The sequence below is a fragment of the Streptomyces roseicoloratus genome, from assembly GCF_004117935.1.
Lineage (GTDB): Bacteria > Actinomycetota > Actinomycetes > Streptomycetales > Streptomycetaceae > Streptomyces > Streptomyces roseicoloratus.
Map to the genome: position 1 here is coordinate 65,726 of NZ_SDOY01000108.1, position 14,441 is coordinate 80,166.

12 protein-coding genes are annotated in these 14,441 nt (G+C 73.9%); 1 reads left to right on the plus strand and 11 read right to left on the minus strand.

The window, feature by feature from the left end; all coding sequences use genetic code 11:
• Positions 1–150: 150 nt before the first annotated feature.
• Positions 151–2,013, plus strand: coding sequence for a serine hydrolase domain-containing protein (locus ESG85_RS12215; RefSeq protein ID WP_128978388.1), 1,863 nt, complete (start codon positions 151–153; stop codon positions 2,011–2,013).
• A 61-nt stretch (positions 2,014–2,074) separates the two neighbouring features.
• Here ESG85_RS12215 and ESG85_RS12220 read toward each other — a convergent pair whose 3' ends face one another.
• From ESG85_RS12220 to ESG85_RS12270, 11 genes are all read right to left on the minus strand, one after another.
• Entirely contained in the window at positions 2,075–2,917 is an 843-nt protein-coding gene (locus tag ESG85_RS12220; RefSeq protein ID WP_128978390.1) for a DUF5995 family protein, read from the minus strand.
• Between the two features lie 21 nt (positions 2,918–2,938).
• Entirely contained in the window at positions 2,939–3,523 is a 585-nt protein-coding gene (locus ESG85_RS12225) for a hypothetical protein (protein ID WP_128978392.1), read from the minus strand.
• A gap of 63 nt (positions 3,524–3,586) precedes the next feature.
• A complete protein-coding gene (locus tag ESG85_RS12230; RefSeq protein WP_128978394.1) occupies positions 3,587–3,985 on the minus strand; it encodes an ASCH domain-containing protein in 399 nt (132 codons plus the stop codon).
• An 18-nt stretch (positions 3,986–4,003) separates the two neighbouring features.
• Positions 4,004–4,924: a LysR family transcriptional regulator gene (locus tag ESG85_RS12235; RefSeq protein WP_128978396.1), complete on the minus strand. Its 921-nt coding sequence runs from the start codon at positions 4,922–4,924 to the stop codon at positions 4,004–4,006.
• Positions 4,925–4,970: 46 nt separating this feature from the next.
• A complete protein-coding gene (locus ESG85_RS12240; protein WP_128978398.1) occupies positions 4,971–6,182 on the minus strand; it encodes a glycine C-acetyltransferase in 1,212 nt (403 codons plus the stop codon).
• A 62-nt stretch (positions 6,183–6,244) separates the two neighbouring features.
• A complete protein-coding gene (tdh, locus tag ESG85_RS12245; RefSeq protein ID WP_128978510.1) occupies positions 6,245–7,273 on the minus strand; it encodes an L-threonine 3-dehydrogenase in 1,029 nt (342 codons plus the stop codon).
• 170 nt (positions 7,274–7,443) lie between these two features.
• Entirely contained in the window at positions 7,444–9,096 is a 1,653-nt protein-coding gene (locus tag ESG85_RS12250) for a phytoene desaturase family protein (protein WP_128978512.1), read from the minus strand.
• Between the two features lie 152 nt (positions 9,097–9,248).
• Complete coding sequence (locus tag ESG85_RS12255) at positions 9,249–11,441, minus strand: serine/threonine-protein kinase (RefSeq protein WP_128978400.1); 2,193 nt, start codon at positions 11,439–11,441, stop codon at positions 9,249–9,251.
• Positions 11,417–12,346, minus strand: coding sequence for an oxygenase MpaB family protein (locus ESG85_RS12260; protein WP_128978402.1), 930 nt, complete (start codon positions 12,344–12,346; stop codon positions 11,417–11,419). The genes ESG85_RS12255 and ESG85_RS12260 overlap by 25 nt, the downstream gene beginning before the upstream one ends.
• A 91-nt stretch (positions 12,347–12,437) precedes the next feature.
• Entirely contained in the window at positions 12,438–12,893 is a 456-nt protein-coding gene (locus tag ESG85_RS12265; RefSeq protein ID WP_128978404.1) for a hypothetical protein, read from the minus strand.
• 132 nt (positions 12,894–13,025) lie between these two features.
• Positions 13,026–14,297 (minus strand): phage baseplate protein, encoded by a 1,272-nt coding sequence (locus tag ESG85_RS12270; RefSeq protein ID WP_128978406.1) that lies wholly within the window; start codon positions 14,295–14,297, stop codon positions 13,026–13,028.
• Between the last annotated feature and the right edge of the window lie 144 nt (positions 14,298–14,441).

The following is a 14,441-nucleotide window of genomic DNA, read 5'->3' on the forward strand; positions in this document are numbered from 1 at the left end:
GTGCGCCGAGGGAAGAGATTTTCTGATGCAGTGTCAGATTCTTTGCCGTGCCGCGCGCTTCCCCGATCCGGCACGACTGCGGTAGGAAACTTTCAGATCTTGCCGGAGCGGCCGAAGTTTTCTTTCAGGGTGCGGTGGGAGAGGGTGGGCATGACGGACGAGTCGAGGACGGGGAACCGGGGTCCGAGCCGCCGCGCGTTCGGCGGCGGAGTCCTCGCCCTGGGAGGTGCGCTGATGATCGGTACGGTGCCGGGGGCCGCGGCGGCGCCCGAACCGGGGCGCGGCGGCTCGGATGGGGCGACCGGCTCCGGCGGTACGGGCGGCGGCGCCTCGCCCGGCTTCGGTGCGGCGCGGCGGACGACGCTGCGCCGCGGCTCCGCCGAACGGGCGGGGCTGCTGGCCGCGCACCTGGACCGGCTGGTCGCGGACGCCGAGTCGTATCTGCGCCCCTCCCCCACCCATCCGTGGTACGCGGGCGCGGTGCTGCTCGCGGGGCGCGGCGGGACCGTGGCGCTGCACCGGCCGATCGGCGCGGCCGTGCGCTACGCGGCGTACGACGAGAAGACCGACACCGGTGTCGAACTGCCGGCCGACGAGCGGATCCCGATGCGCGAGGACACGGTCTTCGACCTCGCCTCCGTCTCCAAGCTGTTCACCTCGATCCTGGCGGTGCAGCAGATCGAACGCGGGGCGCTGGTCCTGGAGGAGAAGGTCACGGCCTATCTGCCGGAGTTCGGGGGCGGCGGGAAGCAGGACGTCACGGTGCGTCAGCTGCTCACCCACACCTCGGGATTCCGGGCGTGGATCCCGCTCTACAAGGAGCCCACGCGGGAGGGACGGCTGCGGCTGCTGTGGAACGAGGTTCCGGCCCATCCCCCCGGCACCGTCTACCTCTACTCCGACCTGAACCTGATCACGCTTCAGCTGATCCTGGAGGAGATCACCGGTCACTCTCTGGATCACCTGCTCCGCACCGAGATCACCGCTCCGCTCGGGATGCACCGCACGCGTTTCAATCCCCCGCTCTCGTGGCGGCGGAACGTCGCCGCCACCGAGGACGCCCGCATCCCCTGGTCCGGGCTCGACCGCGGCATGGTGTGGGGCGAGGTGCACGACGAGAACGCGTACGCCATGGGCGGCGTCGCCGGTCACGCCGGCGTCTTCGCCGACGCCTGGGACCTCGCGGTGCTCGCCCGCACGCTGCTCAACGGCGGGGCGTACGGCGACGCCCGCATCCTCTCCCCCGCCTCCGTGGACCTGATGTTCACCGACTTCAACACCGCCTTTCCCGGCGACGAGCACGGCCTCGGCTTCGAGCTCTACCAGCACTGGTACATGGGCGCGATGGCCACCCCGCGCACGGCCGGCCACACCGGGTTCACCGGCACCAGCCTGGTGCTCGACCCGACCACCGACGCGTTCCTGATCGTGCTCGGCAACTCCGTCCACCCGGTCCGCACCTGGCGTTCCGGCTCCGCGCCGCGCGTCGCCGCCGCCGACGCCCTGGCCCGCGCCGTACCGGTGCGCCCGCCCCGGGGCCGTACGGCGTGGTTCTCCGGCATGGCGAACGCCACCACCTCCACCCTCACCCTGCCGGAGGTGCCCGGCGCCACCCGTCTGGAGTGCGCGCTGTGGTGGGACACCGAGCCCGGCACGGACAGCGCCGTCCTGGAGGCCTCGGTGGACGGCGGCGCGCACTGGACGCCGGTGCCCTTCACCACGACCGCGCACGGCGAGGCGGGACCGCCGCGCCCGCGGCAGCACCCGACGGGCGCGGTCGGCGGCTGGTCGGGGCGCACCTGGCACACCCTGACCGCCGCCCTCCCCGCACCGGTGACGACGCCCGTTCGGCTCCGCTGGCGCTGCACCACCGACCGCCGCTACGTCGGCCGCGGCGTCTACGTCTCCGGCCTGCGCCTCCGGGACGCCTCGGGCAGACCGGTCTTCGACGAGACCCGCCCGGCGGACCGCGCCCGCGTCGAACCGGCCGGCTGGACGGCGTCCGCGGACTGATCCGCCCCTCCGGCACCCGGCCGTCGGTCCCCCGGTCCCGCACCCCTGTCTTCTCGACCGTCTACTCGACGGGCGTGCCGGCCGGGGGCCATTGCCGGCGCTCGGGGATCAGCCTGCGGAGGATCCACAGGCCCGCGCGCAGCTTCCGGTCGCCGGGCGAGCGGATCTCGGAGATGAGCGCGGCGGTGCTCCTGGCGATCGAGCGCGCCGCCTCGTCGGCCGAGTCCGGGTCCAGGAGCCGGTCGCAGTTGAACCAGGCCAGGCCTCGTGCGACACGGATGCCGTAGTTGGTCAGCAGTTCGTCGCTGCGGGTGAACAGCCGGTCCAGCGAGTCGAGTCCGTGGATGTACCGGGACGAGAGGTCGTCCTGGACGCGGTCGATGCAGGAGCCCAGCACGTCGTTCATCCGGTGGAAGTCCGCGACGTGGCCACGGAGGTGGCCGCGTTCGCCCGTGGACGCCGTCATGCGCCGCAGGGCGCCCGGCAGGTCGTAGGAGATGTGCGCCATCATGGAGAACAGCACGTCCTCCAGCGTGTAGGACCGCCGGGCGCTCGAAGCCGCGAAGACGTCCCGCCACGGCCGGGGGACGGAGTCCGGCAGATCGTCGGGCCGGACCTCACCCGGAGGGGTCCCGGACCGCCCCGCCTGCCAGGCGTCGATGCCGTCCATCGCGTCGAAGTAGGCCGAGGCGAGCGTCTCGCACAGTTCGGCGACCCACGGCGGGTCCCTGAACGCGGGCGCGCCCGTGTCCAGGGCCGCGGCGAGCGTCGTCGTGAGGCGGTAGTAGGTGTAGGCGAACGCGGCGCGGCGGTCCTGTGCCGCGTCGTACTGCCTGACCCGGTCGGCGAGCAGGCCGGCGACCACGGTGACCTTCTCGGCGGGCGGCAGGGACTCGGTGGTCATGGGGCGTGTTCCCGCCGCCCGCTAGGCCGGCGCGCTGATGAGGCGGGTGTCCTCGGTCGCCCTGCCCCAGTCGCACAGCAGTTCCGCGGCGAGGCTCCGGCGGTCGGGCGCGACCCGGTAGTCGGCGGTCCACATCGCTCCGAGCAACGGCATGCGGTAGGTCGCGGCCATCCCTTCGTCGCGGATCTCCGCGGTGTAGGTGAAGGTCCGGGTGAACAGGCCCGGCACGGGGCCGAGCCGTTCCTTGGCGCGCACGACGACGCCGGTCCCGTTGCTCTCCAGGACGTACTGCTCGTCCAGGAGGTACAGCATCACCCCGAACTTGGAGATCTTGAGCACGTTGTCGGCCTGACCGAACGCGCCCTCGTCCGGCTTCGCGACGATCGTCGAGTGCTGCCGCGGCGCACCGACGAGCCGCCCGATGACGTGCATGGCGGTCACGAGCAGCTTGTTCGTCAGCCCGATGTCACTGTGCCGGAGACGCGCCCAGGAAGTGACGCGGAAGGTGGCCGTCCCCTGCCAGGTGCCGGCCCCGATGTCGAGGTAGTAGACGCGGTTGGGCGCGTCCGTGCGGTTGCGAGGGATACCCTCGGGCTCCATGGTCACAGTACGTAGCATAACATCACAGTGAGTGAGTATGATGGTAGTGACGGCTTCGCTCTCGGCGCGTCAGGGGCGTTCGACGACCCGGAAGCGCAGGCACACCAGCGGGGTGCCCTCGTCCACGGGAGTGCCGATGTCCTCCCAGAAGCGACGGTGGCCCTCGCGCCATTCCTCCAGCGAGCGGTCGCCCTCGCCTTCGGCGGCGGCGTGCTCCCAGGTGACGTCCCGGAAGGGCACGGTCTCCACGCCGGTGATCTCGATCGTGGCGACCCGGCGCCCGTCGTCCCCGAGAAGCGCCAGGCGCTCGCCGGGGAACTCCATGCCCTCGGTCTCCTCCACGTACTCGGCCAGCAGGCCGGTGGTAGCGGTCTTCCGTCCGTCCAGCACCAGCGCGTTCAGCGAGGCGCGCAGCTCGCCGGGCGTGCCCAGCTCCAGCCCGCGCATGCCGTCCACCCGTGGCCACATGCTCCTGCCGTCCTTCTCCTAGGAGGTGTGCCCGGCATCCGGCCGGGCCGCGTCGCCCAGGGCGTCCAGGACCGGGCGGATCAGCGGATGGTCCTCCGCTCCCCGCCGTACCGCGGCGAAGACGCGCCGGGTGGGGGCGACCCCGTCGACCGGGCGGACGACCACACCGGTGAGGTCGGTGCCGCGCAGGGCCGAGCGGGGCACCAGGGCCACGCCCGCACCGGCCCCGGCCAGGGCGACGACGGCGCGGAAGTCGTCGGAGACGTGCTCCATGCGCGGCGCGAAGCCGGCGTACTCGCAGGCGAGGACGGTGACGTCGTGGCACGGGTTGCCGGCGGACTGGCCGGTCCAGGGGTCCTTGGCGAGGTCGGCGAGGGCGATCCGCTCGCGGCCGGCGAGGGCGTGGTCCGGCGGCAGGACGGCGTCGAACGGCTCCGCGTACAGCGGGACCCGGGTGAGCCGGGCGTCGTCCTCGCCGGGGGCGCCGCGGTACTCGACGGCCACGGCGACGTCGACCTGCCGGTCCAGGACCATGAGCAGGCTCTCGTCGCCCTCCGCGTCCTGGACGCGGACGCGGATGCCGGGCGCCGTGCGGGCGAGGGAGCCGATGGCCGGGGCGACGACCAGGCCGATGCCGGTGGCGAAGGAGGCCACCGTGACGGTGCCGGCCTCGCCCGATCCGTACGCGGCGAGCTCGGCCTCGGCCCGCTCCAGCTGCGCCAGGACGGCGTTGGCGTGGCTCAGCAGGATCTCGCCGGCCGGGGTGAGCCGGGCGCCCCGCGCGTTCCGCTCCACCAGGCGGTGACCGGTCTCCTGCTCCAGGGCGGCGAGCTGCTGGGAGACGGCGGAGGGGGTGAGGTAGAGCGCGGCGGCAGCCGCCGTCACCGTACGGTGGTCGGCCACCGCCCGGAGGATGTGCAGCCGCCGCGCCTCGATCATGCCCCTAGTGTCGCAGGCCCCGCCCGCCTGCTCCGCCTACGCGCCCTCAGGAGGGCTGCTCGGCCCGCAGGGCGGCGCGCGCGTCGACGAACGCGTCGACGGCCCGGTTGACGTCCTCCGTGGAGTGGGCGGCGGACAGCTGCACGCGGATGCGGGCCTGGCCCTGCGGCACGACCGGGTACGAGAAGCCGATCACGTACACGCCGCGCTCCAGGAGCAGCTCGGCCATCCGGCCCGCCTCGGCGGCGTCGCCGATCATCACGGGGGCGATCGCGTGGTCGCCGGGAAGGATGTCGAAGCCGGCCTCGGTCATGCGGGAGCGGAACAGCGCCGTGTTGGCGTTGAGGTGCTCGCGCAGGTCGCCCGCGGACTCCAGCAGGTCGAGGACCTTGAGGGAGGCGGCGGCGATGACCGGGGCGAGGGTGTTCGAGAAGAGGTACGGGCGGGAGCGCTGGCGCAGCAGGGCGACGATCTCGGCGCGGGCCGCGACGTAGCCGCCGGAGGCGCCGCCGAGGGCCTTGCCGAGGGTGCCGGTGACGATGTCGACGCGGTCCATGACACCGTGCAGCTCGGGGGTGCCGCGGCCGCCGGGGCCGACGAATCCGACGGCGTGCGAGTCGTCGACCATGACCATGGCGTCGTAGCGCTCGGCCAGGTCGCAGACCTCGTCGAGCGGTGCGACGTAGCCGTCCATGGAGAAGACGCCGTCGGTGACGATCAGCTTGCGCCGTGCACCGCCCTCGGTGGCCTCCTTGAGCTGCTGCTCCAGGTCGGCCATGTCGCGGTTGGCGTAGCGGAAGCGACGGGCCTTGGACAGGCGGATGCCGTCGATGATGGAGGCGTGGTTGAGGGCGTCGGAGATGACCGCGTCCTCGGCGCCGAGGAGGGTCTCGAACACGCCGCCGTTGGCGTCGAAGCAGGAGGAGTAGAGGATCGTGTCCTCCTGGCCGAGGAAGCGCGAGAGGCGCGCCTCGAGCTCCTTGTGGACCTCCTGGGTGCCGCAGATGAAGCGGACCGAGGCCATGCCGTAGCCCCAGCGGTCGAGCGCCTCGTGGGCGGCGGCGACGACCTCGGGGTGGTCGGCGAGGCCGAGGTAGTTGTTGGCGCAGAAGTTCAGCACCTCGCCGGGGCGGCCGCCGGCGGTGACGTTGACGGTGGCGGACTGCGGCGTGCCGATGACGCGCTCGGGCTTGTGGAGCCCGGCCTCGCGGATCTCGTCGAGGGTGGCGCGGATGTCGTCGCGTACGGAATCGAACATGAAGGGAAGCTCCTGAGGTTCGGCCTGAGGTCGGGCCTGCGGTTCGGAACGATCCGGAGGGATCAGGCGGTCCAGTCGAGGATGACCTTGCCGCCCTTGCCGGAGGCGGCGTCGTCGAAGGCGGCCTCGAAGTCGCGGTAGTCGTAGCGGCCGGTGATCACGGGCGACAGGTCGAGTCCGCCCTCCAGGAGCACGGACATGGCGTACCAGGTCTCGAACATCTCGCGGCCGTAGATGCCCTTGATGGTGATCATCGAGGTGACGATCTTCGCCCAGTCGACGGAGAAGTCCTCGCTGGGCAGGCCGAGCATGGCGATCTTGCCGCCGTTGGTCATGTTGGCGACCATGTCGCGCATCGCGTGCGGGTTGCCGGACATCTCGAGGCCGACGTCGAAGCCCTCCTTGAGGCCGAGGGTCCGCTGGCCTTCGGCGATGGTGCCGTCCGCGACGTTCAGCGCGAGCGAGACGCCGATCTTGCGGGCGAGCTCCAGGCGCTCCTCGCTGACGTCGGTGACGACGACGTGGCGGGCACCGGCGTGCTTGGCGACGGCGGCGGCCATGATGCCGATCGGGCCCGCGCCGGTGACCAGCACGTCCTCGCCGACCAGCGGGAAGGACAGGGCGGTGTGCACGGCGTTGCCGAACGGGTCGAAGATCGCGGCGACGTCGAGGTCGACCGGGACCCGGTGCACCCAGACGTTGGAGGCGGGCAGCACGACGTACTCGGCGAAGGCGCCGTCGCGGCCCACGCCGAGGCCGACGGTGGCGCGGCACAGGTGACGGCGGCCGGCCAGGCAGTTGCGGCACTTGCCGCACACCAGGTGGCCCTCCCCGCTGACCAGGTCGCCGACCGCGATGTCGGCGACGTCACGGCCGGTCTCGACGACCTCGCCGACGAACTCGTGGCCGAGGGTCAGCGGGGTGGCGATGGTCTTCTGCGCCCAGCCGTCCCAGGAACGGATGTGCAGGTCGGTGCCGCAGATGCCGGTGCGCTTGACCTTGATCAGGACGTCACCGGGACCGGTCTCCGGCTCGGGAACGTCCGTCAGCCAGAGTCCCGGCTCCGCCTTGTGCTTGACCAGTGCCTTCAATGTCACGGCTCCCGACGTGCGCGTCCTGTGATGTACCGGTTCCGGGCGCGCGGACGGGCCCAAGATCCTTGGAAGGAAGTCTTCCGTGCGTCGAGGCCCATGGTCCATCGAGGTTTTCTTAAGCGCACTCGCAGATCAGCTTCACGCCCCTGGCCGGAAGGCCGCGGGCGTCAACCCGCGAGCCGTTCGAGCACCGCCATGGCCGCGTTGTGGCCGGGCACTCCGCTCACTCCGCCGCCGCGTACGGCGCCCGCGCCGCACAGCAGGACGTTGGGCCGCGAGGTCTCGACGCCCCAGCTCCCGCCCGGCCCTTCGCCGTACGGGAAGGAGAGGTCCCGGTGGAAGATGTGGCCGCCGGGCAGCCGCAGGTCGCGTTCGAGGTCGAGCGGTGACTTGGCCTCGACGCAGGGCCTGCCGTCGGCGTCCCGGGCCAGGCAGTCGGCGATGGGCTCGTCGAGGCAGGCGTCGAGCTGGTCGAGCGTCGCCTCGAGGAGCGCGTCGCGGGCGCCGTCGGGGTCGGCGGCGAACAGCCGGGCGGGCGCGTGCAGTCCGAACAGGGTGAGGGTGTGGTAGCCGCGGGCGGCGGCCTCCGGGCCGAGGATGCTCGGGTCGGTCAGGGTGTGGCAGTAGATCTCCGAAGGCGGCGCGGAGGGCAGGCGTCCGGCCGCGGCCTCGGCGTGGGCGGCGGCCAGCTGCCCGTATCCCTCGGCGATGTGGAAGGTGCCGGCGAAGGCCTCGCGCGGGTCGACGGCGCGGTCCCGGAGCCTGGGCAGCCGGGTGAGCACCATGTTGACCTTGAGCTGGGCGCCTTCGGCGGGTGCCGGGGCCGGTTCGCCGAGGAGGCCGGCGAGCGCCTGGGGCGAGGCGTTGACCAGGACGTGTCCCGCTCCGACGACTCCTTCGCCGTCGGCCGTGCGGTAGGCGACCTCGGCCCGGGTGCCGTCGGTCTCGATCCGGGTGACCTCGTGACCGGTGAGGACCGTGGCTCCGGCGGCGCGGGCCGCGTCCGCGAGGGCGTCGGTGAGGGCGCCCATGCCGCCGACGGGCACGTCCCAGTCGCCGGTGCCGCCGCCGATCACGTGGTAGAGGAAGCAGCGGTTCTGCAGCAGCGAGGGATCGTGGGCATCGGCGAACGTGCCGATGAGGGCGTCGGTGAGGACGACGCCGCGCACCAGGTCGTCGGCGAAGTGCTTCTCCACGGCCACGCCGATGGGCTGCTCGAAGAGCATGTCCCAGGTCTCGTCGTCGTCGACCAGGGCGCGCAGGCCCTCGCGGCTCGGCAGCGGCTCGGTGAGCGTGGGGAAGATCCGGCGGGCGGCGCGAGCGGTGCGGCCGTAGAAGGTCTGCCACGCCTCGTACTCGCGGTCGGAGCCGGTGAGCGCGGCGAAGGAGGCGCGGGTACGGTCCTCGCCGCCGCCGACGAGGAGTCCGGAGTCGGCGTACGGGGTGTACGAGGACACGGAACGCTTCCGCACCGCGAAGCGCAGTCCGAGGTCGCGGACGATCTTGTCGGGGAGCAGCGACACGAGGTACGAGTAGCGGGAGAGCCGGACGTCGACCCCGGGGAACGGCCGGGTGGAGACGGCCGCACCGCCGGTGTTCCCGAGCCGCTCGAGGACGAGGACCCGGCGCCCGGCCCGGGCGAGGTAGGCGGCGGCGACGAGGCCGTTGTGCCCGCCGCCGACGACGACGGCGTCGTAGGAGCCGTACGGGGCGGACGCGGGGGTCCGCGCCGAGACCGGCGCGGGTGCGGGCGCGGGTGCCGAAGCGGATCCGGACGCGGAGGCGGAGGCGGGGGCGGAGGCGGGTGCGGGTTCGGTCATGCCTCTTGCTAACACCTCGCGGGCGGTCCTACCAGGTGCCGTGCGTACGGGCGTTGCGGTGGGTACGGGCGTTGCGGTGGGTACCGGTGTTGCGGTGGGTACCGGTGTGGGGCAGTGACCGGGACCCTCGGGGGACCGGGCCGGGCCGGCGCTTACGAGGTGCCGCGCAGGCGGTCCCGGCAGTGGGTCTCGTCCGTGCGGGCCGCGCGGGTGTCCGGGTGGTCGGGGCCGAGGAGGCGGGTGCGCGCCTCGGTCACCACGCGGTGTTCGGCGAGGGACTCCGCCCAGCGGCCAAGCCAGCCGAGCGCGATGGCGGTCTCGCGGCGGCTGGCGAGCGTGTCGGGGTGGTCGGGGCCCAGTACGCGCAGGCGCGCGGCGCACACCGCTCGGGCCTCGGTAAGGGCCTCGTCCCAGCGGCCGAGCCGTCCCAGGTTGACGCCCAGGCCGTGGCGGGCCCGCAGCGTCTCCGGGTCCTCGGGTCCCGCGGTCCGGGTGCGGGCGGCGACGAGCTCGCGGTAGAGCGCGGCGGCCTCCTCGGCGCGGCCCAGCCGGCCGAGGCAGATTCCGGCCTCGTGGCGGGCGGCGAGGGTGTCGGGATGGTCGGCACCGAGGACGCCGGCGCGCGCCTCCGCGACCTGGCGGTACTCGGTGAGCGCGTCCGCCCAGCGGCCGAGGCCGCCGAGGGCGTGGCCGACCTCGTGGCGGGTCGCCAGGGTGTCCGGGTGGTGCGCGCCGAGCAGCCGGGCGCGGGCGTCGGCGACCTCGCGGGCGGTCGCGTACGCCTCGGGGACGCGGCCGACCCGGCCGAGGGTGTGGGCGAGGTTGTGGCGGCAGCGGAGGGTGTCCGGGTGCTCGGCGCCCATGGTGCGTTCCCGGGCGGCGAGCACCGTCTCGTACACCCGGCAGGCCTCGGCGTGCCGGCCGAGGCCGCCGAGGACGTAGGCGGTCTCCTGCCGGGCGGCGAGGGTGTCGGGATGGTCGGGGCCCAGTGCGCGGGCCCGGCCGTCGGCGACCGCGCCGAACCGGTGCAGGGCCTCGGCCGGGCGGCCGAGCCGGGCGAGGGCGAAGCCGAGCTCGTAGCCGCTGGCGAGGGTGTCGGGGTGGTCGGCGCCGAGGACGTGGGCGCGGTCCCGGACGACGGTGTCGAGCAGGTCGACGGCCTCGTGCCAGCGGCCGAGCCGCCCGAGGCCGAGCCCGGCGCGGTGCCGTCCGGCGAGCACGGCGACGAGTTCCGCCCGCGGGCCCGCGCCGGCAGCGGCGGAAGGGTGCCCGTTCGGGTGCGGGCCGCCGGCCGCCGGGTCGGCGGGAACGGACGTCACGGCGGAGGTCCACGTGACGGTCAGCGCCTCGGTCAGGGCGGCGGTCGCCTCGTGGACGGGAGCGGCCCGACCGGCGAGGGTGGTGGCGGCCGGGCGGCCCCGGCCCAGGGCGGCGGCCCAGCCCGGCAGCGCGGGCGGCGCCGGCGGCGGCAGGGTCCAGGCACCGCTGGTGCGGCCGGCGGCGAGCCGGTCGCACAGTTCCGCCGCGTCGTCCGGCCGGCCGTCGGGCGTCTTGGCGAGCAGGTCGAGGACCAGGAGGTCCAGGTAGCCGGGGAGTTCGGGGCGGTGGCTGCGCAGCGGGGCGGGCACGGTGTCGCGGTGGCCGATGAGGATGGCCCAGGTGTCGTCGAGGTCGAAGGGCGGCACACCGGTGGCGATCTCGTAGAGGACGCAGCCGAGCGAGTACAGGTCGCTGCGGTGGTCGACCTCGCCGCCGCCGATCTGCTCGGGACTCATGTAGTGCGGGGTGCCCATGGCGATGCCCGTGCCGGTGAGCCGTGACGTGAAGCCGATGTCGGCGCCGAGCCGCGCTATGCCGAAGTCGCAGATCTTCACGCTGCCGCCCTCGCCGAGCCGCACGATGTTCGCGGGCTTGAGGTCGCGGTGCACCACGCCCTGGCGGTGGGTGTAGGCGAGGGCGTCGGCGACCTGCTCGGCGATGTCGACGACCTGGTCGACGGGGAGCGGCTGCTTGCGGTTGTCGCCGAGCAGCTGGCTGAGGTTGCGCCCTTCGAGGAGTTCCATGACGAGGAAGAGCACGCCGTCGGACTCGCCGAAGTCGTGCACGACGGTGATGCCGCGGTGCTGGAGCGCGGCGGCGACCCGGGCCTCGCGGCGGAAGCGTTCGCGGAGTACGGCCAGGTTGTCGGGGCTGCGCTGCTGGCCGAGCGGCCGGAGGCACTTGACGGCGACGCGCCGGCCGAGCGACTCGTCGGTGGCGCGCCACACCTCGCCCATGCCGCCGCGGCCGATCACCTCGTGCAGCCGGTACCGGCCCTGGATCAGCCTGGTGTCCGTGTCCGCCATCGCGTGCTGTCGCCCCCGTCTGCCCCGTCGTGGTGCCGCTCCCTCCCCGGCCCGTCCAGTATGGCTGCCTGCTCGCGCAGACTGTACGGCGCGGGTCGGGTCTGTGCGCCGAGCCGCTCCGTCGCCCGCAGGATGTGCCGCGGGGGCAGCCGCCAGCGGAGCCGGTCGGGGACGCAGCGCAGCAGATTGGCGGTGGCGGTGAGCCGGCGGGTGACGGTCTCGGCGGGCGGCGCGGGCCGTCCGTACAGCTCATGGGCGTACGGAGGCAGGGAGTCGTACGCGAGGGCGGCCACGCGCCGCCAGATCACCTCGCGCGCGGGTCGCAGGACCGCCGGGGCGGGCGGCCGGCGCAGGAAGTCGTCCACGGTGCAGGCGTCCTGCCCGGCGGCGAGCCGCGGGCGGATCTCCCGGAAGTAGCGGGCGAGGGCGGCGGTGCCGGCCGGCACCCGGTCGGGGTCGAGGCCGACGAGCCGGGCGGAGACGCGCTGTTCGTCGACGTAGCGGTCGGCCTGGGCGTCGGTCAGCGGGATGCCGGAGCGGCGGACGACGTGGAGGTACGAGTCGATCTCGGCGCAGTGCACCCAGAGGAGGAGCTCGGGGTCGTCGACGCCGAGCAGCCGGTGGATCTTGCGCACCCGGGCGCCGGCGGCCTCGGCGGCCGCGGTGGTGTCGTAGCTGAGGGTGCCGACGAAGCTCGCGGTGCGCAGAAGGCGGCCCCAGGCGTCCTTGCGGAAGTCGCTGTTGGCCATGACTCCGCGGACGGCGGCGGGATGCAGCGCCTGGAGGTAGAGGGCGCGCACCCCGCCGATCCACATGACGGGGTCGCCGTGGAGCTGCCAGGTGACGGACCCGGGACCGAAGAGCCCCGGCTCGGGCGCGGGCGGCGTGCTCGGGCCGGAATGCATGGCTTCAGGCTAGGACGGGCGGGGCGCGCTCGGGAACGGGGCGGAGAGCGAGAGCCCGAGGGGGGCAGACGACGCTCCTTTCGACACACACCTAGCGCCAGATCGTCTGGACCGAGTCGAACTGGACCCAGGTGATCGGGTTGCCGGAGTTGGCGCCGAAGACCGTCACCGAGCCGGCCGGGTTGATCTCGACGCGACAGGCGTTGATGCCCTGGCTGTTGTTGCGGGGCGCGGCGGTGCGCACGTACGCCGTGGGGGCGGCGAAGCCGTCGGGGAGGCGGCCGATCCGGGTGTCGGCGACGAGGTTGCAGGTGATCAGGCCGCGGGCCTGGAGGAAGGTGGTGCCGGCGAGGGTGACGAGCCGCACCTCGGGGACGGCGGCCGCGTTCGGGGTGACCCCGGGCTCCAGGACGAGCGGGGTCCAGGCTCCGGCGTCGACGGTGCCGGGGTCGGCGGCGGCCGGAGCGGCGTTGGCCAGGGCGCCGGCGGTCAGGGCGGCGGGCAGGGCGAGGGCGGCGCCGAGGACGCCGCGGCGGTCGTACGACATGGGACTCCTTGGGTGAAGGGCCGGAGGGGTGGGTCGTCTCTTCCGGATCTGCGTCGCGGACCCGGGCAGCACGGAAGCGGCCTGGCGTGCGTGCCGGGCGCCGCCGGGCGGACGGGACTTTCGCCACACGCCCTAACGCCAGACGGCGGTGACGTTGTCGAGCTGGGCCCAGGCGAGGGGCGCGGTGGAGCGTGCGCCGTAGAGCCTGACGGCGCGGTCGGTGCCGACTTCGACGCGGGCCACCGTGGGGCCGCCGGGCGGGCCGCCGGCCGGCACGGTGGCGCGGGCGGTGACGCTCGGGACGAGGGAGTCGGGCAGGGTGCCGATGACCGTGTCGGTGGTGAAGGGCCCCTGGACGCCGCCGCCGAGCTGGAGGGTCGTGGTGCCGGCCAGGCTGACGAGCCGTCCCTGCGGCGCGTGCTGGTAGGCCGTCACTCCGGCGGCGAGGGCCAGCGGCTGCCAGTCGGTGAGGACCTTGACGCCGTCGGTCTCGGGCGCGCCGGAGAGGGACAGGACGGTGCAGGTGCGCGGTCCGGGGTCCTCGCAGGCGAAGCCGAAGTGCAGGTGCGGGACGCCGTCGCGGACGGAGACGGCCATGCCTTCCGCCTCGCGCCACACCAGGCCGGGGCCCGCGGTGATGTGCCGGTGGTCGAGCTGCGCTCCGGTGGCCCAGGCGAAGGCGGTGATGTACGTGTTGCCGGGGAGGGGTGCGGCGTCGAGGCTCTGGCCCTTCAGCGTGTAGAGCACGCCGGCGTGGGAGGCGTAGCCCTGGAAGTCGGTGCCGGCGGCGGGGACGGCGGGGGTGATCCGCTGGATGACCTGCCAGTCGCCGGCGGCCGCCTTGGCCAGGTCGTACCGGGCGAAGGTGGTGACGCCGCCGAGGCTGTAGCGCAGGACGAGCTCCTTGGCGCCGTGGTCGACGGTGGGGGTGAGGAAGCGGGCCGCGGGGTCCGGGGTGTAGGCGGTGTGGCGGGCCGTGCCGGAGTCGACGACGTCGCCGTCGGCGTAGGTGAAGCTGACGACGGCGGTGCCGTAGCCCTCGTTCCTGCTGTTGGGCGTGGACGCGGCCTCGGTCCACAGCCAGATCCGGCCGGCGCGGTTCTCCACTCCGAGGTTGACGCCGTGTCCGAATCCGCGCAGGTACATGTGGCCGCGGAGGGTTCCGGTCCGGTCGAGGCGGGTGAGGCACAGGTCACCGTGTGCCTTGCGGGTGGCGTAGTCGACGGCGGCGGCCTCGTCGCCGAGCCGGATGCCGCCCTCCATGACCTGGAGCACGTAGACGTCGCCGGTGACGGGGTCGACGGCGAAGGACTGCATGACCGTCGCGTTGTGCAGCCGGCGCCGGTGGAGCAGTTTGCCCACCGGCCCCGCGAGGTCTATCTGTCCGGGGATGCCGGCGCTCAAGGGCACGGCTCCTTGGAACTGAGGCGTAGGGGTGTCGTGAGGGAACCGCGTCAGTCTGCCGTATGCCCGCGGGTCCCGGTCCGGGGACGCTCACGCGCCGCCGCCGACGACCTCGCACGGGCGGTGCGGTCCGCGCCGGGCCCG

Excerpts from the sequence above, each read along its gene's own strand:
- ESG85_RS12250 (WP_128978512.1), bottom strand. The coding sequence starts at position 9,096 with ATGACCGAACCCGCACCCGCCTCCGCCCCCGCCTCCGCCTCCGCGTCC.
- ESG85_RS12260 (WP_128978402.1), bottom strand. The coding sequence starts at position 12,346 with ATGCATTCCGGCCCGAGCACGCCGCCCGCGCCCGAGCCGGGGCTCTTC.
- ESG85_RS12255 (WP_128978400.1), bottom strand. The coding sequence starts at position 11,441 with ATGGCGGACACGGACACCAGGCTGATCCAGGGCCGGTACCGGCTGCAC.
- ESG85_RS12230 (WP_128978394.1), bottom strand. The coding sequence starts at position 3,985 with ATGTGGCCACGGGTGGACGGCATGCGCGGGCTGGAGCTGGGCACGCCC.
- ESG85_RS12220 (WP_128978390.1), bottom strand. The coding sequence starts at position 2,917 with ATGACCACCGAGTCCCTGCCGCCCGCCGAGAAGGTCACCGTGGTCGCC.
- ESG85_RS12240 (WP_128978398.1), bottom strand. The coding sequence starts at position 6,182 with ATGTTCGATTCCGTACGCGACGACATCCGCGCCACCCTCGACGAGATC.
- ESG85_RS12265 (WP_128978404.1), bottom strand. The coding sequence starts at position 12,893 with ATGTCGTACGACCGCCGCGGCGTCCTCGGCGCCGCCCTCGCCCTGCCC.
- ESG85_RS12235 (WP_128978396.1), bottom strand. The coding sequence starts at position 4,924 with ATGATCGAGGCGCGGCGGCTGCACATCCTCCGGGCGGTGGCCGACCAC.
- ESG85_RS12215 (WP_128978388.1), top strand. The coding sequence starts at position 151 with ATGACGGACGAGTCGAGGACGGGGAACCGGGGTCCGAGCCGCCGCGCG.